Below are 21,332 nucleotides of genomic sequence, written 5' to 3' on the forward strand. Positions count from 1 at the left end.
ATGCCAATAACCAAACATACTCCCCGCCCTGAAGAATTTGCGGCGGTTGACCTCGGCTCCAACAGCTTCCATATGGTCATAGCGCGTGTGGTCGATGGTGCGATGCAAATTATCGGCCGGTTAAAGCAACGTGTTCATCTGGCTGATGGCCTGGATGATAACAGTATGCTAAACGAAGAGGCGATGGAGCGGGGGTTATCCTGCCTGGCGCTATTTGCCGAGCGCCTGCAAGGGTTCAGCCCGGACAATGTCTGTATTGTCGGCACGCATACCTTACGCCAGGCACGCAATGCCACAGAATTTCTTAAGCAGGCAGAAAAAGTTATCCCCTTCCCCATTGAAATTATTCCAGGTAATGAAGAAGCCCGCCTGATATTTATGGGGGTGGAACATACGCAGCCGGAAAAAGGCCGCAAACTGGTTGTCGATATTGGTGGTGGCTCCACTGAGTTAGTTATTGGTGAAAACTTCGACCCAGTTCTGGTGGAAAGCCGCCGGATGGGATGTGTGAGTTTTGGTCAAACGTTCTTTCCCAATGGTGTTATCAGCCCAGCTGCATTTAACCGGGCAAGGCTTGCTGCTGTGCAGAAATTGGAAACACTCGCATGGCAATATCGCCTTAAAGGCTGGGATGTAGCTATGGGGGCATCTGGTACCATTAAAGCAGCCTGCGAAGTCTTACTCGCCATGGGTGAAAAAGACGGCATGATAACCCCGGAGCGCCTGGATAAACTGACCACTGAAGTGCTGAAGTATAACCATGTACTCAGTCTTTCATTGCCCGGCCTTTCTGATGAGCGCCGGGAAGTTTTCCTGCCTGGCCTCGCCATTCTGTGCGGGGTGTTCGATGCGCTGAAAATTAAAGAACTTCGTTTATCTGACGGTGCTCTGCGTGAAGGCGTCCTGTATGAAATGGAAGGCCGTTTCCGCCACCAGGATATTCGTATTCGCACAGCGCAGAGCCTGGCGAATCAATACAATATTGATGATGATCAGGCACGCCGCGTACTGGAAACTACCACATATTTGTTTGATCAATGGCAGGCCGCCAACCCGAAATTATCCAATCCTCAACTGGCAGCACTCTTGAAATGGGCTTCCATGCTTCATGAGATAGGCCTGAATATTAACCATAGTGGTATGCACCGCCACTCGGCTTATATCTTGCAAAACAGTAACCTGCCTGGTTTTAATCAGGAGCAACAAACACTGATGGCGCTGTTGGTACGTTTCCATCGCAAAGCTATCAAACTGGATGAGTTGCCACGGTTTACGCTGTTTAAAAAGAAACAGTACCTGCCCTTGATTCAGTTACTCCGCCTTGGTGTCTTGCTGAATAACCAACGCCAGGCAACTACCACGCCTCCGTCATTAGTGCTGACAACTGATGAGAACCACTGGACACTGTGCTTCCCTCATGACTGGTTCAGCCAGAATGCCCTGGTATTGCTGGATTTAGAAAAAGAACAGCAGTATTGGGAAGGCGTGGCAGGTTGGAAGCTGACCATAGAAGAAGCACAACCAGAAGAAGCTTCTGCGGCCTGATTCCCACGGGCTATATCATTTATTAGTAGCGGGCAACATCATGTTTGCCCGCTATTTTTTTTACCCTATTGCATTAAGCTGGTTCAACAGCACTGATTTGCTGCTGGCTATCATTGGCAAATAATTTCTCAATAGGCTCAGGGCGGCCAATATAATATCCTTGCAGGTAATCGACACCTATTTGTTTGACAGCTTCACAAATAGCCTCGTTTTCAATATATTCCGCAACGATTTGCATCCGTTTAACCCGGGCTAATTGACAAATAGACTCAACAATTTGGTAATCCAGGCTGCTGGTCAATATATTACGGATAAAACTGCCGTCGATTTTAAGAATATCAGCATTCATTTTTTTCAAGCGCGCATAGCTTGCGTACCCAGAACCAAAGTCATCAATCGCAACACTGCACCCAAGGCTCTGCAACCCGGCGAGATTCTGCCTTGCCTGTTCTACATTGCTTAACTCATCAGTCTCTGTCACCTCAAGCACCAGTTGCCAAGGCTCCACGCCAAAACGAGTCAGTTGTTGAGAAACTTCACGCACCAGTCCGTTATGGCAAACTGATGCAGGTGATAAATTAATCGACAACCGTATACCCCGGTGGCAATCCTTATGGCGCTGTATAAATGCCAGGCTATGTTCCAGTACCCAAAAGTCCAGACGAGAAGAAAGACCGAACTCACAGGCGACAGGGATAAACACATCCGGGGTTATCATTTTGCCGCCAGGCCCCGACATACGTAGTAGAACTTCATACCAGGTATCCCCACGTCCGCCCTGAATGGGTTGTACCAGTAAACGGAAATGATCATGCTCCAGAGCTTCCTGTAAGGTATGCATTATCTTCACTTTTTTGCGCATATCTTCCTGCAGCGGGTTAAACTGGTTGTCCCATAAGCCTTCCACTCTTTGCGTGGTGAGTGAAAGTTCAGCCATCGTGCTCAGTTCACCTAACAGTAAAGGCAGGTGATTCACCGGCGGCAGGGCAATGCAATAACTGATACCAGTTTGCGGTTGAAAGACCATTCCATCCCACAAGAAACGAAACTGCTGAATCCCCTCATTCAGTTGCGCCAGACGTTGCTCGTCATCATCACTATTATTCAGGCGTAACACCAAATCATGCCCTGAAAGGTTATACAGATTTTCGTTTTCCCTGAGGCTTTGGCGCAAATACATCCCCAGATGCTGTTTATAATGAATACGAAACAACAACCCATAATTACGCCCAAGAATTTCCAGTTCTGGTATACGGATAAAACATAATAGAGACCTGGCATAATGACTGGTATCACGTGTCAGCGCACGCAAGTTATGGAGTTGAAAAACAGGGTCGATCAATGCCAGTTGGCGCACCCTGGAAAATACCGCACGCTGACGAGTGGTCATTGCAGCCATTAACGCAATAGTGAAAGAAAAAACCATCCAGCAAGAAGAAGTAATAGCCAGTTGCAGAGCAAAATTTTCGCCATCAGGGACATAGTGGTTAAAGTATCGACACAGCACAATAAGGGAAACACCCCATATTGTAGTGATAAACAAATACCCAAAGCGCATAGCCGCCCACAACATCAGTGGTAATAACAGCGTAAAAGTGTAGCTGGTATTAAAAATTGTACTGGAAGGCCCCGGTTTGGAAACCATCAAAGCGACCAGTAAACCTGTCAGGAAAAACCAGGTAAGTATTTCAGGAAAATTAACATGGGGGTGAAATTGTTTTTTTAGCCGCAACCAAAAAATACGGCAAAAGGACGGGTTACGAATGGCGCGAATAATGAAATAGCACAAAGGCATCCCGGAGATTGTGCCTACCATTAATGACTGAAAATTAATCAACGTGCGAATATTCAGTGGTTCAGCACCATTAAGACTATAATACCCATCAAGAAAACCGAGAAAAACAGAAAGTTGGTACCACACAAGAGAGGTAGAGGAATAAATTAACACCAACCATAAACAACGCGAAAAGGTCAGGCTCAGCGAACCAAATATAACCCGGTAGCGCCGCCAGACAAATATCCGGTAACCAAACCAGCACAATACCAAAGGAACCATCATCAATAAAATGACATTCAGTGTGTAAGCAATACCATATTCGGGAAAGTAACGAATGATGATAGCCAGCGCGATGCCCGGTAACGCAGCCCAGTCAAAAATCAGCATCAACGCCATAAACAAAGCATGAGGCAGGTAATAGATTACGGTGCGCCCATCATCAAGAATGGTGAAAGTATTGCACCACGCTGCAAATGGTAATAAAAACAATGGCAAAATAGCCGGCAATGCCCACCATTGATTTTTATTACGTTGATACCAGCTGTTCATAATTGCCAGGATAACCTCACCCGAATATCTGTGGTGGTAAACGCCCCCGCTATCTCTGCCGGAACCTTTGAAAGGCGTGCAATTTTAGTGCCCTTCCCCCCTTTCAATTTGACTCAGATCAATTCATGACGAATTGTTAACCACCACTAAGGCTGAATACGTGATTTTGACGAAAATACAGATATTTCCATCTAAATAATATGCAGCGACCCCCACTGAGAGGCCCTTTTTAGTGATTAATAATTGACCTTATCCGAGAGCTGTGCCTAAATAAGCGTATCGCCCACTCGGGTTTACTACAGGTTCCATTACGTGACAAACGCCACCACTATGCGCAGACGACACCGATTTAACAGCCGAATAGCACGTACAGTGTTGTTAATCAGCTTTTTATTCTTCTTTGGTCGTTTTGTTTATTCCGCCATTGGCGCATGGTATCACCACCAGAACAAACTCCAGTCTCAGCAATCCAGCTTGAGTATTGGTGCCTCCTCCCAGCAACAATCACAACAGTAACATTACATTGAGTGCTGATTAGGGTGCTGAATCAACCTGACAACAACAAGTATCTGAAGCCACACAGCACACATTTTCTGGCAAGCATAAGGATATGAACAACAGCTTCCATCGGCAGAAAAGCAGGTAGCTGGAGGGGAAATGAAGGCCTGGATTGCAAACATAAAAACCGTGGCACTCACCTACTTCCTCCCTGTGCTTCTCATCCTGAGCGCCATAAACTTAGCGTTGATGGTGCCAGGTGGTTTTGTCGAAAATCGCCATTTCTCTGGTTACAGTGTTGTAGTCCTTAGTGCATTCAATATTTTTTTAACACTACTTGGGCTCGGTAGTTTTGCTTTGGCGTACCGTGTTCTGCGTTTGCGACGAACAGGCATTACACCGGTACTGACCGGTGTAGCTTATGTGCTGGTTTATTACCTGGACCTGTTCCATATATTCCCGGTATCAGACTCACCGATGTCAACTACCCTGGTAATAATGGAGTGGGCAGGAATGCTGCTGGGCCTGGCGACAATCGCCGCAGGCTTAGCGGCGATATCATCCAGGCCTGCTGACAGCGTTTTACCACCATTTATAGTGCCGCGTGGGTTGCTCCTAACCCTGTCGGCTATTGTGCTGGTAATTGTTATATTCGCAACACTGTCAGCCCGTTAAAAACGGCTATATGAGTAAATCTATTTTTCGAAAAATATTAGGGTACAGCAAGCACCGCGCAATTACACAGATCATCACTTTCAAATTGAGTAATATCACCCGCTTGCAACCCAGGAACCGGAAATACACGCACGGTAAGTGGCTTATTTAAACGAAAAGCCATCGTCCCGGTATCTCTCATCAAAGCGGCGAGTTTTTCAACCGAGACATCACCAGGTACGGGAACGGTATCCAGGCCAATTCCACAAACAGCGCTGTACGTCAGCAGAGCGCGAATATCAAAGTGTGATTTCACTGAGCCATCCGCTAATCCTTTATCTTCAGTTAACGCAAGCATTAACCCGGAAAAACCCACTAACTCGGTTTCTTTGACTGATTTGAATACCTTCGTCAATAAGGCGGATACTTCGACGGTACCTGCTGCACCAAAATATTCCACGCCCATCTGTTCATAGACTTCTGCCATACTGGCACAGTTTTTTGACGGTGCGGCGGAGCTATCAAAACCTGAAAATTTGAAAGGGAAATTCATTTTTGCATCAGTCATGATCTGTTGAATTGCAGAGATATGATACTGAAGAGCTGTACTCAGTATTTTGTAATAACTACTGAACTGTTCGTTATGGCTGATGTTTTTTGTTTCTGCATTAAAAGCTTTCAGTGTGCTGGCCAATAAATCTGGTGTTTCCAGGCCAATGACAAAGCAATCCCCTAATTCACTCTGATGATACCCGGCAGGGAAATAAGGAATAAGTGGTTTACAGTTGAAGTTAACAGTGAAATTAAAATTTCCTTCCCCACGGGGCGTTATCGCACTGATTTTTTTCACACATATAGCAGCGGTATTTATGAGTTCATTATCGAGAACACCAAACTCATCCAGGGGAACATTCACACACGCATTGCATAAATCGCCAAACTCACTAATGAGTTCCGGAAGTAACTCAATTTCTCGTGCTGTTCTTGCTTCACCAACAGCAAACCTGACCCGTACTCCCGACTGGCTATGTTCAGCCAGTAAATCACTAATGTAACGTAAATCAGACCGGGCGCTCTCTAAACTACTTAAATCAAGGTATTCCCCGAATGGATTTGTTACCACACGAACAGACTGTACCGTATAGTGGTGATTTTTAAACTCAGCCGTTAACTCTGATAAAAATTTTGACGCTTTGTTAATTTCAGATTTCCAGCTATTTTTATTATTATTTAAAGATAAAAATGCCGTTACAGTCCGTATTTTACACAGTGCTTTATCTTTATAATCCACCTGATACTCCCTATATATTTTCGCATAACTGAAAGGGCTAACTAAGCAATGGCTGCCACACAAAACCATATCAGACCTGTGGCGATCAGGACAAAATTACACTGATAACAACAGGTTTGTATTATCCTACCCAGTAGAACAGTACAAATACAGCGGCTTTTAGCATACTGGTGAGCATGTAGCATGCTGGTTGGGTGTTGCAGTTGTGGCACCACACTGCTGGTTGCCGAAAAACCAGCTGGCTTCTGCTCCAGGCTCATCCAACACCGGGTGTAAGTATCCCTGCAATCCTGGCTTCTTTATCTTGTCAGCCCTTGATCCACTTACGCAAATAGTAGATTATGGCCCTGGCTGTGTATGGTGTTCCCAACGTCAGTATTTTATAAAAAATCCATAAAAACACCTCTACTGGAAAGGCACTATTATACATACAGGAAATACAGATGATTTTAACTATAGATGATAAAAGAAATCGAGATTTCATAGAGCCAGAACATTATGAGGAAATATTTAATTCACAAAGAACAATATCATTTACTGGCACTGCACTCAGTGTTTTTAGTTCGGCAGATATAGAAAAGAGAATTGCAGAACTGGAACAATTAGAGCAGGATAAGAAGTTCGTTTTTGTAGGTGAAAAACATTGGCTTAAAAAGTTCCTTAAAGAAAGCAGAAATATTAAATTCTCCAGATATCACCAATGGGTGAAATTTCAATTAATTGACGTACTGGGAATCAAGTTTTCTCTTTCTCCATTCAGTGTTAAAGATGATTTTCCTAAAGAGTGTTGGCTTGCTACAGTTGATGTATCAGCGTACTTAATCAAATCAGATAAACTGGACAACAAACAGTTTGAAATAGATACCCCCGAGGAGCTGGAGCTCATGGTGTGCGGTAACAATGATGGAATTTCCCCTGCTCACTTAATAAAACTTTACGAATATCTTCACGACTATGAATATATTATAGGCAGATACGCCTTTAAAAACCGGAATACTGATTTTTTTTATGTTGGTGGGTTTGGAGTAACAAATATTGAAGAGCCTAACAAATGGGACCTGTATGTAGATGATTGTTCAGGTTCCGGCGGTACAAATCTTAATATTCAATATCGACAACTATGGAGAGTATAAGGTAGTAGCATCCTCCAGAGCATCATGGAGAGAAGGAAAAATTTATGGGTTTGTTCTCTAAACCTAAAAGTACGGGGGGCGAACTATGATGGAAGTAGAACCACATTAATACCAGCCCCTGAAGGGCATGAGTGGCTTCAAAGTAAGAAAGACAAGTACTACATACCACGGTCAAACCGTGCCTGGCGTTGCCAGACATTGCCAAACATAACTACGCCAAAAACAAAAAAGCCCGCAGTTACGCGGACTTAGAGGTACTTTACTGCTTTTACGTGCAGGCTGTTGCCAGACGCGAAATCATTCCCACTCGATGATTAATGCTGTCTTAAAACACTATAAAATCAATAAAATAGCATTATCTCTGCATGTCGATACCATACAAAATACCATGGTAAGAAAACTTGGAGACTGTACTGATCGTGTCGCCCGACGCAAAACGCTTTTAGACTGACAACTTGCACACCACAAAGGATATTCGTCCAAAAGCGGTTATTCAAAGAAGTCAACGCCCTGGGTTGGATCTTCCGCTTGCCTCCACCAGACTTACATCATCACGAAGCAATGTCACCATCGCTTCATGATGTGCTGTTATCTGCTGATCGTCCCAGTTTGTATTTCGGGTGATTTCCGCCATTCTCTTGAGCTTGGGACTTTGAAGTTCAATTGTATCCTTGAAGTTTTCGGCCTTCGCTCTGGGGAGGCTATTGCTGAATTTTGAGTTCGCGCTGACGCTTACGAGCGCGAGGTTGCCAAGCAGGTTAAGGCTAGAACCTGAAACAACCGCGCCCGACTGTTCTTTGTCAGGATGCTGTGGATAGAAGTGCTCAATGGAAGTTCTGAACTGAAATTTGAAATCTCGTTTTGAGGAGTCACTCAACAGAAGATAGTCGAGATACGAAAAGACGATACGGCTGATACCAAACCCTTGTGGTTGCTGATCTTTCTCAAAGGAGAATGTCTCTTTAACCTTGCTGCGGGCATATCCCTTCAACAAATCGGCAAGATCCGCATGTTTCACGTCTCGAGGGGCTTTAACGGAGAGCCAGCGAAGAACTTTGGTAATCCAGTGCATCGTTCGCGGAGAAGTGTAGGTAACCCGAAGCATGGACTGAAGCAGCAATACATCTCGGGTATGTGGGTCAGCACTCCCGTCCTCCTCTAAGCTTCCATTGCTGGCCGAGAAAACATGGATGTACGTCGGGGTTGGCTTCTTGTCCCCGCCTCCTTTTTTCAGTCGCTGGAGAGACCAATCGCCATCGTCACCGATGTTTGCCGTGAATTGACGCTTCAAGATGAAGCCATCGAAGAGGTTGCGGCACTTGAGAAGCATAAATGCAAAACTACGCACCCAATCGGCTTTAGCATCGGGTACATTATATACGGCGTCGTCAAATGACTTGATGAGGCGCTTGTCGTCAAGCAGGCCTTCGTCTTCGACCTCATCGCCTTTCATAATTCTTAGAACGTGTAGCAGAAAGGCCGGAAACTCAATAGTCGAACGAAACCGCTCGTTGCCCTCGTCTTCAGTGGAATTTGACTCGAGCTCTTTAGCGTATTTTGACAACGCCTCATCCAAGGACAACGATACCCCTTCGGAGGATTGCCTTGATGAATTGATGCCGGATTGCGGACGACTTTCCATTAGCGAAGCGAAGCTGGTCACCTCCAGCCAGGACCATTCATCACCAAATACTTTGTTTCGCAAACTTGTGTCACCACGGGTCAGAGACATCTGGACATAAGAATCCATGTCAGCACAGGAATCCCAAACCCACGCAAAGCATTCGCGTTCATATTGATTGGGCAGTTTGCTCATCAGGCGAGCCTTAACAATATCAACCTGCTTGAGTTGCTGCCCACGAGTGTTCATGATCTCGAAGTAGCGATTGAGGTCGGTATTGGGTGGCAGCGAGGCACGGACGACAGTCACCTTCGTTAGCAAGAAATCGGAGAATTTTTCGCGTGAGCGATTAAGGTTTTCATTTTGTTTGAAGAACTGATTGATGATGCTGTAGCCTTCATGAATGCCAGCATCTGCATTACTCGTGGAGCCCTGCGGTCGAACGTGCTCCTTAGCCGCCTCCTGTGCTACTCGCAGCAGGGCCTCAGTTGCCCGTGCGCGCGACTCATATTGCAAGTGGCCTGCATGGCCAACCGACGGCTTCTCACCCTCACCGTCTTGCTCCAGGAAGGTCAGAAGCAGATAGAGGGTTGTAAGTCGTTGTTGTCCATCTATGACCTCGAACTCATCCTCTCTACCCCGCTTGATTACAACAAGGTTCCCAAGAAAATAGTTGTCCTGGCCCCCTACCACCGAGTCTTGAATATCGCTAATAAGTTGCTCAATCTGTTCGGCCCGCCAAGCATAGTTCCGTTGATAAATAGGAATCAGATAATTGTCAGTGAATAACTTGCCTACTGTTAACAGTTCAGGTTTCAACTCCTTCTTGCTCATTGCAGCCCCTTGATAAAAGCAACGAGTTCCTTTTCGTGGTTATCGCTGTATGGCTTACTTGCTATTGGAAGTTTGCGGACAACACTTCCAGTCATCGCATTACGTAGCAAAACAAAAGGCGATTTATTTGCATCGTTTTTACCTCGCGCTCGGTTGTCAGCAGATACAAATTGCACACGAAGTAACTCGACCCGCAAGGCATATGCCCATGCGAATAACCTATTTCGCACTTCATCTACATCTTCATCGCCAAACTTGTTTGTATAGCAAAGCAGCGCGGCAATGAACAATTCGTACACGTAGCGGTAGCGACTTTGAGATGGGCCAAAGTTTTTGAAACCTCTGTCAATAACCTCTTGTTCCAGTATCTTCAATTCGTCAAGCATGAATGTCACCATCTCGAAAAATGAGCGTCCTGCGATTATCGGGGCATCAAGCTGAAAGCGGCTGCGCCCGGCATTTCTTGCATCATGTGTAGAGGATGCCGACCATGCACTTAGAAGTGGCATAGCGGCTTGTGCTGCAAGGTGATATCGCAGATTTGGCGAAAATGACCTGTGGGATCGTGATGAAATGCCCTTGAACATGCCGATGTCCCGAATAGTAAATTCGAGCGAGCTTTCGCCTCGTGACCACTTGGATATCCGGTATAAAAAAGTAGAAAAAAGCCTGTCCAGATCCTCATCGTTTACGGCTTCCCAAGCCTCAACGACAGCCACTTTCATAGCAGCGGACTCATCGTGCATTTCGCGCAGGTGGTGTGCTTTGAGCAAGTCGTGAGGGGCAAGCGGTTTGCCGCGATAGTTCTGGGAATCAAAGACACGAAATGCCTCATCAATATCGTCCGTCACAATACGCACCAACTGACATTTGTGACAGATAAAATCCAAAAACTCTTTTTTATCTTCCAACTGCGACAGGCGCCTTTGAAGCTCTATCCAAACTAGGGAGACAGGAGTTTCGCTGTTACCAGACATCGAAATTTGATGATTTATCGGATCTAAGGCCGCAAGAATCATTCGCAAAGTCAGCAGGCGCTGCTGCCCGTCGACTACATTGAGATACTCACCATCATCGTGAAGAATGACTGCACCCAAAACATAGGGAATATCTTTTCGTTCGGTATCTCGAAGAGCTTCGCTGATATCATCCACCAGTTGTAGAGCAGTCGATACATCCCAACTGTATGGGCGTTGATAGTTCGGTATCCGAAGGCCTTGCTTGAGTAGTTCATCCACGGTGACTGCACTAACACCGTTCTCTCCGTTAATCGCCATTCCTATGTCCCTTCATTGACGCTTTTCTATTTTCTCAGCGTATTTTCCGCAAACTTTATTCACCTATATGGATACTTCGATTCCGAGTGGCGGCTGTCTTGTTCACAATTTCTATCACGAGGTGCTCCTCTGGCGCATATTTAACGATCTGGGGCATGGGTCGAGAGAGCGGTTCTGATCAAAGCGAGCATCGATGGCATCAGCACAGCGCTGCAATGCACCCGGTTGTCGATACCATGGCATTTGCTGATACGGTCACATGGTATTTGCTATATCTTCGATTCAGCGTCGGCCTTAAACCATAAAAAATGCCATTGATAATGCAGTCAATATCATCAATGGCACTCACTAAATCAAATAAAACAATAGGCTAAATAATAGCCTCACTCCCACTCAATCGTAGCAGGCGGTTTACCGGAAATATCATAAACCACACGGGAAATACCGTTCACTTCGTTAATGATCCGGTTGGAAACGCGGCCAAGGAAGTCATACGGCAGGTGCGCCCAGTGAGCTGTCATGAAATCGATAGTTTCGACAGCACGCAGGGAAACTACCCAGTCGTACTTACGGCCATCGCCCATCACGCCAACAGAACGTACCGGCAGGAATACAGTGAACGCCTGGCTCACTTTATCGTAGAGGTCGGCTTTACGCAGTTCTTCAATAAAGATGGCATCGGCACTACGCAGCAGGTCGCAGTATTCTTTCTTCACTTCGCCCAGAACGCGAACACCAAGGCCCGGCCCCGGGAACGGGTGGCGGTAGAGCATATCGTATGGCAGGCCAAGCTCCAGCCCGATTTTGCGAACTTCATCTTTAAAGAGTTCTTTGAGCGGTTCAACCAGGCCCATTTTCATCTCTTTCGGCAAGCCGCCCACATTGTGGTGTGATTTAATCACATGCGCTTTACCAGTAGCAGAAGCAGCAGACTCAATAACATCAGGGTAGATAGTGCCCTGGGCCAGCCATTTCACATCTTCCAGGCGCAGTGCTTCTTCATCAAAAACTTCAACAAACACACGGCCAATGGTTTTACGTTTGGCTTCTGGGTCATCAATACCAGCCAGAGCTGTCAGGAAGCGCTCTTCTGCATTCACATGAACAATGTTGAGACCAAAACGGTCGCCGAACATTTCCATTACCTGGTCAGCTTCGTTGAGGCGCAGAAGGCCATTATCTACAAACACACAAGTCAGGTTCTCACCAATAGCGCGGTGCAGCAGCATTGCCGTTACAGATGAATCCACCCCACCAGACAGGCCAAGGATGACTTTATCGGAACCTACCTGCTCGCGAATACGGGATACAGCGTCATCAATAATTCGTGCTGGTGTCCACAAAGCTTCGCATTTACAGATATCGCGGATAAAACGTTCCAGAATACGCTGCCCCTGGCGGGTGTGCGTAACTTCCGGGTGGAACTGCACACCATAAAAACGTTTTTCTTCGTTAGCCATAATGGCGAACGGACAAGTCTCTGTGCTGGCGACGGTCACAAAGTCTGATGGGATTGCAGTGACTTTATCGCCATGGCTCATCCAGACATCCAGCAACGGGCGATTTTCGCCGCTCAGGCTGTCTTCGATGCCGTGAATCAAAGCAGAATCTGTCATCACTTCAACTTGAGCATAACCAAACTCACGCTGATTAGAACCTTCTACATGGCCGCCTAACTGCATTGCCATGGTTTGCATGCCGTAGCACACGCCCAGTACCGGTACGCCTGCCGTGAAGACATACTCCGGCGCACGAGGGCTGTTTTCTTCTGTGGTGCTCTCCGGGCCGCCAGACAGGATTATCCCGTTCGGATTGAAGGCACGGATTTGTTCTTCTGTTACATCCCAGGCCCACAGTTCACAGTAAACACCCAGTTCACGCACGCGGCGCGCAACAAGCTGAGTGTACTGAGAACCGAAATCAAGAATGAGGATGCGATGGTTATGGATATTTTCCGTCATTGACGCTAATTCCGAGGCAGAGAATAAAGAGTCGCCCGGCACGATTTGCCGGGCGTGAATAATCATGAGCCCAGACGGTAGTTCGGAGACTCTTTGGTGATGGTCACATCGTGAACGTGACTTTCCTGAATCCCGGCACCGCTGATACGTACAAATTCCGCTTTAGTACGCAATTCATCAATAGTACCACAGCCGGTCAGCCCCATACAGGAACGCAGGCCGCCCATTTGCTGATGAACGATTTCTTTCAGGTAGCCTTTATAAGCAACACGGCCTTCAATCCCTTCTGGTACCAGTTTGTCGGCAGCGTTGTCGGTCTGGAAATAGCGGTCTGAAGAACCTTTAGACATCGCCCCCAGAGAACCCATACCACGGTAGGATTTAAATGAACGGCCCTGATAAAGTTCGATTTCACCCGGAGATTCTTCGGTACCAGCCAGCATAGAACCAACCATTACCGCACTTGCACCAGCAGCCAGCGCTTTCGCGATATCACCAGAGAAGCGAATACCACCGTCAGCAATAACCGGAATACCGGTACCTTCCAGCGCTTCTACTGCATCAGAAACAGCGGTAATTTGCGGTACACCCACACCAGTTACGATACGGGTAGTACAGATAGAACCAGGACCAATCCCTACTTTCACTGCGCTGCAACCAGCATCTGCCAGCGCACGTGCACCCGCAGCAGTTGCCACGTTACCACCAATGATTTGCAGGTTAGGGTATTTAGCGCGGGTTTCACGAATACGCTGTAACACACCTTCAGAGTGACCATGAGAGGAGTCAATCAACAGAATATCCACACCAGCAGCAACCAGAGCATCAACACGCTCTTCATTGCCAGCGCCTGCACCAACAGCCGCGCCAACACGCAGACGGCCATGTTCGTCTTTACAGGCGTTCGGTTTACGTTCTGCTTTCTGGAAATCTTTAACGGTGATCATGCCGCGCAGATGGAAAGTTTCATCTACTACCAGCGCTTTTTCTACGCGTTTTTCATGCATTTTAGACAACACAACATCGCGGGATTCGCCTTCAAGAACTGTTACCAGGCGATCTTTCGGTGTCATATACACACTGACAGGCTGGTTCAGGTCAGTCACAAAGCGAACATCGCGCCCGGTGATAATCCCAACCAGTTCATTGTCAGCTGCCACAACCGGGTAGCCTGCGAAACCGTTACGTTCAGTTAATTCTTTTACTTCACGCAATGTAGTGGTTGGCAGAACGGTTTGTGGGTCAGTCACAATGCCACTTTCGTGTTTTTTCACCCGGCGAACTTCTTCAGCCTGGCGTTCAATGGACATATTCTTGTGGATAAAGCCAATCCCACCTTCCTGAGCCAGAGCAATAGCAAGGCGTGCTTCTGTCACGGTGTCCATGGCAGCAGACAGCATAGGAATATTCAGGCGAATTGTTTTCGTCAATTGAGTACTGAGATCTGCGGTATTCGGCAGGACAGTAGAATGAGCGGGAACGAGGAGAACGTCGTCAAACGTTAGTGCTTCTTTAGCGATACGTAGCATGGCAATATCTCAACCTGGGATGAATGAGAACAGATAAAATATTGCCGCGGCATTATACAGAGCATAAACGACGGCGGCTACATTTTTTTACTAAAAAGTCTTGCCTTCACTGACAGGCAGGTTACTATCGACTGAATAACTTGCTGATTTAGAATTTGATCCAGGTCACATGTCACAGCTTAATTCCCCATCAATTTTTTCTGTTAGCCGGCTGAATCAGGCAGTACGTTTGTTGCTGGAGCAGGACCTTGGGCAAGTTTGGGTCAGCGGTGAAATTTCCAACCTTTCACAGCCCTCTTCCGGTCACTGGTACTTCACGCTTAAAGATGACAACGCTCAAGTGCGCTGCGCCATGTTTCGTAACAGCAACCGCCGAGTCACTTTCCGCCCACAGCATGGGCAACAAGTACTGGTGCGCGCCAGCGTAACGCTCTATGAACCCCGTGGTGACTACCAGCTTATTGCAGAAAGCATGCAGCCTGCCGGTGAAGGTTTGCTGCAGCAAAAATTTGCTCAGCTTAAACAACGCCTGGCCGATGAAGGCCTGTTTGACCCGGCACTTAAAAAACCGCTTCCTACTCCGGCAACTTGTGTTGGCATTGTCACTTCTGCAACCGGGGCAGCTTTGCAGGATATTCTGCACATTTTAAAACGGCGGGATCCGGCTTTACCGGTAGTCATTTACCCCACAGCCGTTCAGGGCGCAGATGCAACCGGGCAAATAGTGCGAATGATACAACTGGCGAATAAGCGGGCTGAGTGTGATGTGCTGATTGTCGGCCGTGGCGGTGGTTCACTGGAAGATTTGTGGTGTTTTAACGAAGAAGCGGTGGCACGCGCTATCGTGGCAAGTAAAATCCCAGTCGTAAGTGCTGTCGGCCATGAAACTGACGTCACCATTGCCGATTTTGTTGCTGATTTACGTGCACCCACCCCTTCTGCCGCCGCTGAAGTAGTCAGCCGTAACCAGCAGGAACTGGTGCGCCAGCTCACCAGCCAACAGCAACGGCTGGAAATGGCAATGGATTACTATATTGCACAACGCCAGCAGCGTTTCAGCCAGTTGCGTCACCGCCTGGAGCAACAGCATCCACAGTTGCGCCTGGCACGCCAACAAACCCGGTTACTGGCACTACGGCAACGTCTGTCGTCTGCTCTTGAAACCCGTTTGAAACGTGGGCAGTCGCAACAACAACGGCTTGCCCAGCGCTTACAGCAACAACACCCAGGCATGCGCATCCAGCGCGCCAGTGCCACCCTGCAACAAACAAACTTCCGCATGACTCAGGCAATTCGCAGCCAGTTAGGGCAAACTCGTGAGCGGTTTGGCCTGGCAGTCACGCACCTGGAAGCAGTCAGCCCATTGGCCACTCTTGCACGGGGTTACAGCGTGACCGTAACCGGGAAAGGCGAAGTGGTTAAAGCTGTTACCCAAATTCAGGCGGGTGAAACCTTAACCACTCGGCTGAAAGATGGCGTGGTACAAAGCCAGGTGACTGCGATTTCGCCGGTAAAAAAAGGCCGCCAGCGGGCACGTAAAACATCGCAGGATTAACCTGCTACGGGTTGCCAGTCCACACGCTTTTTAGAAATCAGCCCATGTCCATTCTGGCAGAAATAATCTACTGCGCCGCAGGCTTTTAGGACTTCAAGCGGTTTATGGCATTCAGGGCACAGAGGCTGTAACACCATAGTTTCATGGCATTTCTCACACACCCACTGTTCACCCTGTTGGGTGCATTCACCCTGGCATTCGGGGCAACGATACTCCATTTTCACTCCCTGGTTATTTTGTATTTCTGGGGGTAGTTTACTCGCCAAAACTTGCCTGTTCAGTAACATTTTGCGCCGCAAATGCTTAAAAAAATACAGCACCCGCAGGCGCTGTATTTTCTGGTTAAATAAACGATATTCGGCCGCTTATTTGCTTTTCTTAATGTGCTTAATCAGGCGCTTACGCTTACGCATTTGTGTTGGGGTCAGCGTATTGCGCTTATTCGCATACGGGTTATCGCCTTCTTTAAACTGAATACGAATCGGCGTGCCCATGACTTCCAGTGACTTGCGGAAGTAGTTCATCAGGTAGCGTTTGTAGGAATCCGGCAGGTCTTTCACCTGGTTGCCGTGAATTACCACGATAGGTGGGTTGTAACCACCTGCGTGGGCATATTTCAGTTTCACACGGCGACCACGCACCAGAGGTGGCTGATGATCGTCTACTGCCATCGTCATGATACGGGTCAGCATGGCGGTGCTCACACGTTTTGTGGCGCTGTCATAGGCTTCACGTACTGATTCAAACAAGTTACCTACACCGCTACCATGCAGAGCGGAAATAAAGTGAACCCGAGCGAAGTCAATAAAGCCCAAACGGTAATCCAGTGTCTCTTTTACCTGCTCACGTACTTCCTGGCTCAGGCCATCCCACTTGTTCACAACAATTACCAGTGAGCGCCCACTATTGAGGATAAAGCCCAGCAGGGAAAGATCCTGGTCTGAAATCCCTTCGCGGGCATCAATAACCAGCAGCACAACGTTCGCGTCTTCAATCGCCTGCAAGGTTTTAATTACGGAGAATTTCTCAACAGTGTCGGTGATTTTTCCGCGTTTACGCACACCCGCGGTGTCTATCAATACGTATTCACGCTCGTCACGTTGCATTGGGATATAAATGCTGTCGCGGGTGGTGCCCGGCATGTCGTAAACCACAACACGGTCTTCACCGAGAATACGGTTAGTTAGTGTTGACTTACCCACATTAGGGCGGCCGACAATAGCCAGTTTGATAGGCAAAGATTGTGGGTCAAAATCATCTTCAGGTTCTTCTTCCGGCTCACCGGATTCTTTCGCTTCCAATGCAGCCCAATATTCCGCGTCTTCATCAACCGGTTCAGATGGGCTGACATCTTCCATCCAGGGAAGCAGTACTTGTTCGAGCAGGCTGGTAACACCACGGCCATGCGCAGCAGCAATAGGAACGATTTCTCCCATGCCTAAAGCATAGAAATCCGTAACCGCGTGGTCCGGATCAATTCCGTCTGTTTTGTTTGCGACGACGAAGGTAGGTTTTTCACGGCTACGCAAGTGTTTGGCGATGGCTTTATCGGCAGGCATCAACCCTGCGCGGGCATCGACCATAAATAACACAACATCTGCCTCTTCAATTGCCTGCAGTGATTGCTCTGCCATCAGCGTCTCTACGCCGTCTTCAGTGCCGTCGATGCCGCCAGTATCAATTACAATGTACTCGCGGCCTTCAATTTCAGCGCGACCATATTTACGGTCCCGGGTTAACCCTGGGAAGTCCGCCACCAGTGCATCGCGGGTGCGCGTTAAACGGTTAAATAATGTGGATTTTCCCACATTCGGGCGCCCGACCAGCGCGACCACAGGTATCATTTTCAAAGCCTCATAACTTAAAATAAATCAGCCAGGCACCACAGCAAAAGTGCGCCTGACTATAAACAGGAAACGGCCCCTGGTGAAATCAGGAGCCGTTTTGCTGATATCACACCCGGATAGTTTAGCGGGTTATGGCATACAACGTGCCATCTTTAGCCTGAATCAGCAATTTACCATCCGCAACAATCGGGTTGGTCAGGAAGCCGGAGCTGTCCACTTTCTGTTGTGCAACGAAGTGGCCGTTGTCTGGGTCTATCCAGTGCATATACCCTTCGCTATCGGCAACGACAAGGTAGCCATTATACAGCACTGGCGCAGTCAACAGGCGGTGCAGTAAATCACTTTGGGTCCACTGGGTAACCCCACCGTCAGTGCTCAGAGCCAGAACACGGTCATTCTGATCAACCATGTAAATACGACCGGCATCAACTACCATGTCATTCACTGAACCCAGGTCACGTTTCCAGATTATCTGGCCTGAACGCAGGTCAAGTGCCGTCAGGTTACCATTGTATGCCAGCGCATAGATAACCCCGTTGACGATAACTGGCGTGGTATCAACATCACTCAGGCGATCGATCTCTGTCGGACCGGTAGCCTGGGAGATACGTTGTTGCCAAATCATCTGGCCAGGTTGCAGTAATACTGCGGTTACACGGCCATTATCGCCACCAACAATCGCAGCACCATAAGCAGTAGCAGGTGCAGATTCACCGCGCAATGTCAGTGAAGGCATATCAAGGTTAACAGTCCATTTGATGGCACCACTGTTTTCATCCAGTGCCTGCAACATACCGTTGCCTGTGTGGATCAGCACCACGCCATCACTTACAACCGGGCGGGATAAGGCTTCACCAGCTACCGTTGTCTGCCATGCAACACTGCCGTCGGAAGTATTCAGTGCATAAACTTTGGCTTTTTCACTGCCCACATAAACGTGACCACCAGCAACAGTCAGGCCACCAGAAAGCAAGGCTGGCAGGTTGCTGGAGAAAAAGCCGGTTTTTTCTGACAAATCAACCGACCAAACTTCTTTACCATCAGACTCGCTGAGCGCTTTTACACGACCACGACGGTCTGCGGCATAAACCACACCAGCTTCTGCTGTCGGGTGAAGGTTCGAGTAATACTTGCCAATACCGCTTCCTACTGAAACATCCCACGCAGTCGATGGCGTGAACTGGTTTTCAACAGTGGGCAGTGGGGACATTTTAACTACGTCTTCTTCGCCGCTAAACAGTGAGCACCCACTCAGTAAAGTAACAGACAGCAGCCCTGGCAAAACTAATTTACGCAATTGCATCGGTGCCCTCTCAGCTGGACAAATTATTCATTTTCATTTGCATCATATTACGCAGTGCGGGTGAGGCATCAGAAATGCCCACACCTTTGCTCCACGCTTCGCGGGCAGATTTAGCATCGCCTTTACTCAACAACGCATCGCCTTTGATGTCAGCAACCATGGCACTCCAGCCATCACCTTTAATGTTGCCAAGCGTAGCCAGTGCATCATCGGCCTGTTTTAACTCCACCTGAATACGCGCCAGACGCAAGCCAATCAGTGCCTTAAGATTGTCATCAGAAGTATCAGCCAGCCCTGCTTTCAGTTGAGCGGCGGCATTGGCAAAATCCTTCTTGTTGACGAGTTGCTCTGCTACATCAAGCGATGCGAGGGCACCATAAGTGCCTTTGTTGTCAGCAACAAACTTTTGCGCAGCAGCAAGGCTGCCAGGCTTGTCCGCTTTCAGTGCCTGAATCGTGTTCTGATACACCATAGATGACTCACGAGCGGAGTCCACCTGGTGACTTGCCCAGTAACGCCAGCCGACCAGTGCACCAATACCTAACACGACGCCGACAGCCAGCGCCTTGCCGTTTTCGATGAAGAAGCGTTTGACTGCTTCAACTTGTTCGTTCTCGTTGTCGTAAATCTCCACGCAATCCTTCTCCTTAACGATAAGTTACCGGGAATTAGCCCAGCAGCGTTTTCAAATGGCCAGCTACGTCACGTTGAGAAACGGTTTCCTGCTCGCCTGAACGCAAATCTTTCACTACGACTTGCTGGTTTGCGACTTCATTTTCACCCAGCACCAGGGCAACACGGGCGCCCCATTTATCAGCCCTGGCAAATTGTTTTTTGAAGTTACCGCTACCGTAGTTTGTCATCAGTTTACAGCCCGGTATGCTGTCACGAACCTGCTCCGCCAGTTGCATAGCAGGAGACTGGGTACCGTTACCAGATGCTACCAGGTAAATATCGACAACAGAATCTGCAGTAAATTCCGGGTTAACCGCCTGAACCAGCAAAACAAGGCGTTCCAGCCCCATGGCGAAACCAACAGCTGGCGTTGCACGCCCACCGAGTTGTTCAACCAGGCCATCGTAACGCCCGCCAGCACAAACGGTCCCCTGGGCACCAAGACTGTTGGTTACCCATTCAAAAACTGTGCGGTTGTAGTAATCAAGGCCGCGCACCAGGCGCTGATTGACGGTGTAGCTGATACCGGCGTCTTCCAGGAAAGCACACAACCCCGCGAAATGTTCGCGAGATTCGTCATCTAAATAGTCACCCAGGGCTGGCGCATCATTTAGCAGTGCCTGAACTTCCGGGTTTTTAGAATCAAGAACACGCAATGGGTTGGTATACATGCGGCGCTTACAGTCTTCATCCAGCTTCTCTTTATGCTGTTCCAGGTAAGCGATCAGTGCATCACGGTAGTTTGCGCGAGCTTCCAGCGAACCAATGGAATTCAGCTCAAGGCTGACATGCTGGTCGATACCCAGTGCGCGCCACCAGCGCGCTGTTAGCATAATCAGCTCAGCGTCAATATCCGGCCCCTGAAGACCAAATACCTCAGCACCCAGCTGATGAAACTGACGATAACGCCCTTTTTGAGGACGCTCATGGCGGAACATCGGCCCGATGTACCATAAGCGCTGTTCCTGATTGTACAGCAGACCATGCTCGATACCGGCACGCACACAGCCCGCCGTGCCTTCCGGACGCAGTGTCAGGCTGTCGCCATTACGGTCCTCAAAGGTATACATCTCTTTTTCAACCACGTCGGTCACTTCACCAATTGCGCGTTTGAATAGCGGTGTCTGCTCTACAATCGGCAAACGGATTTCACTATAACCGTAGCTGCCGAGCACCTGCTTTAATGTGCGTTCAATGCGCTGCCAGATGGCCGTTTCGGCAGGCAGATAATCGTTCATGCCGCGAATGGCTTGAATATTCTTTGCCACGTTATCTCTGTTCCT

General features: G+C 48.1%; 16 protein-coding genes. 5 read left to right on the forward strand and 11 right to left on the reverse strand.

Translation table 11 applies throughout. The annotated features are described in order from the left end of the window. Complete coding sequence (gene ppx / locus LC084_RS16715; RefSeq protein WP_226572304.1) at nucleotides 1-1,545, forward strand: exopolyphosphatase; 1,545 nt, start codon at nucleotides 1-3, stop codon at nucleotides 1,543-1,545. Nucleotides 1,546-1,618: 73 nt separating this feature from the next. Here ppx and LC084_RS16720 read toward each other — a convergent pair whose 3' ends face one another. Continuing rightward, nucleotides 1,619-3,871: a sensor domain-containing phosphodiesterase gene (locus LC084_RS16720; protein WP_226572305.1), complete on the reverse strand. Its 2,253-nt coding sequence runs from the start codon at nucleotides 3,869-3,871 to the stop codon at nucleotides 1,619-1,621. Between the two features lie 312 nt (nucleotides 3,872-4,183). On the opposite strand from LC084_RS16720, the gene LC084_RS16725 reads away from it, so the two are divergent. Both LC084_RS16725 and LC084_RS16730 read left to right on the forward strand, forming a co-directional pair. After that, on the forward strand, nucleotides 4,184-4,387 hold the full coding sequence (locus LC084_RS16725; protein ID WP_226572306.1) for a YfgG family protein: 204 nt from the start codon (nucleotides 4,184-4,186) through the stop codon (nucleotides 4,385-4,387). Between the two features lie 141 nt (nucleotides 4,388-4,528). Further along, complete coding sequence (locus LC084_RS16730; RefSeq protein ID WP_226572307.1) at nucleotides 4,529-5,044, forward strand: hypothetical protein; 516 nt, start codon at nucleotides 4,529-4,531, stop codon at nucleotides 5,042-5,044. A gap of 37 nt (nucleotides 5,045-5,081) precedes the next feature. Here the strand turns inward: LC084_RS16730 and LC084_RS16735 are convergent, their stop codons facing one another. Next, a complete protein-coding gene (locus tag LC084_RS16735) occupies nucleotides 5,082-6,314 on the reverse strand; it encodes a DUF711 family protein (protein WP_226572308.1) in 1,233 nt (410 codons plus the stop codon). Nucleotides 6,315-6,757: 443 nt separating this feature from the next. Between LC084_RS16735 and LC084_RS16740 the strand changes: the two genes are divergently transcribed. Next, nucleotides 6,758-7,447 carry a hypothetical protein gene (locus LC084_RS16740; protein WP_226572309.1) on the forward strand — a complete coding sequence of 230 codons (690 nt, stop codon included), beginning with the start codon at nucleotides 6,758-6,760 and terminating at the stop codon, nucleotides 7,445-7,447. 502 nt (nucleotides 7,448-7,949) lie between these two features. Here LC084_RS16740 and LC084_RS16745 read toward each other — a convergent pair. From LC084_RS16745 to guaB, 4 genes are all read right to left on the reverse strand, one after another. Then, entirely contained in the window at nucleotides 7,950-9,902 is a 1,953-nt protein-coding gene (locus LC084_RS16745; RefSeq protein WP_226572310.1) for a DUF262 domain-containing protein, read from the reverse strand. Then, the gene (locus tag LC084_RS16750; protein ID WP_226572311.1) at nucleotides 9,899-11,179 is read right to left on the reverse strand and encodes a DUF262 domain-containing protein; all 1,281 of its coding nucleotides are present in this window, start codon (nucleotides 11,177-11,179) and stop codon (nucleotides 9,899-9,901) included. Before LC084_RS16750 ends, LC084_RS16745 begins: the two co-directional genes overlap by 4 nt. A 383-nt stretch (nucleotides 11,180-11,562) precedes the next feature. Beyond that, nucleotides 11,563-13,140: a glutamine-hydrolyzing GMP synthase gene (guaA, locus tag LC084_RS16755; protein WP_110025605.1), complete on the reverse strand. Its 1,578-nt coding sequence runs from the start codon at nucleotides 13,138-13,140 to the stop codon at nucleotides 11,563-11,565. A gap of 62 nt (nucleotides 13,141-13,202) precedes the next feature. Then, a complete protein-coding gene (gene guaB, locus LC084_RS16760) occupies nucleotides 13,203-14,669 on the reverse strand; it encodes an IMP dehydrogenase (RefSeq protein WP_226572312.1) in 1,467 nt (488 codons plus the stop codon). A 169-nt stretch (nucleotides 14,670-14,838) separates the two neighbouring features. On the opposite strand from guaB, the gene xseA reads away from it, so the two are divergent. Continuing rightward, nucleotides 14,839-16,224: an exodeoxyribonuclease VII large subunit gene (gene xseA, locus LC084_RS16765; protein WP_226572313.1), complete on the forward strand. Its 1,386-nt coding sequence runs from the start codon at nucleotides 14,839-14,841 to the stop codon at nucleotides 16,222-16,224. On the opposite strand, the gene LC084_RS16770 is transcribed toward xseA, so the two are convergent. The 5 genes from LC084_RS16770 to hisS all read right to left on the reverse strand — a co-directional run bounded on the left by LC084_RS16770 (nucleotide 16,221) and on the right by hisS (nucleotide 21,317). Continuing rightward, on the reverse strand, nucleotides 16,221-16,442 hold the full coding sequence (locus LC084_RS16770; protein ID WP_226572314.1) for a zinc ribbon domain-containing protein: 222 nt from the start codon (nucleotides 16,440-16,442) through the stop codon (nucleotides 16,221-16,223). The genes xseA and LC084_RS16770 overlap by 4 nt on opposite strands. 147 nt (nucleotides 16,443-16,589) lie before the next feature. Further along, nucleotides 16,590-18,068 carry a ribosome biogenesis GTPase Der gene (der, locus tag LC084_RS16775; RefSeq protein ID WP_226572315.1) on the reverse strand — a complete coding sequence of 493 codons (1,479 nt, stop codon included), beginning with the start codon at nucleotides 18,066-18,068 and terminating at the stop codon, nucleotides 16,590-16,592. Between the two features lie 124 nt (nucleotides 18,069-18,192). After that, nucleotides 18,193-19,374, reverse strand: a complete 1,182-nt coding sequence (gene bamB / locus LC084_RS16780) for an outer membrane protein assembly factor BamB (protein WP_226572316.1) — start codon at nucleotides 19,372-19,374, stop codon at nucleotides 18,193-18,195. A gap of 10 nt (nucleotides 19,375-19,384) precedes the next feature. After that, complete coding sequence (locus tag LC084_RS16785; RefSeq protein ID WP_226572317.1) at nucleotides 19,385-20,008, reverse strand: YfgM family protein; 624 nt, start codon at nucleotides 20,006-20,008, stop codon at nucleotides 19,385-19,387. A 34-nt stretch (nucleotides 20,009-20,042) separates the two neighbouring features. After that, nucleotides 20,043-21,317 carry a histidine--tRNA ligase gene (hisS, locus tag LC084_RS16790; RefSeq protein ID WP_226572318.1) on the reverse strand — a complete coding sequence of 425 codons (1,275 nt, stop codon included), beginning with the start codon at nucleotides 21,315-21,317 and terminating at the stop codon, nucleotides 20,043-20,045. Nucleotides 21,318-21,332 lie beyond the last annotated feature (15 nt).

Origin of the sequence: Mangrovibacter yixingensis (assembly GCF_020523985.1) — a bacterium.
Taxonomy (GTDB): Bacteria; Pseudomonadota; Gammaproteobacteria; order Enterobacterales; family Enterobacteriaceae; genus Mangrovibacter; species Mangrovibacter yixingensis.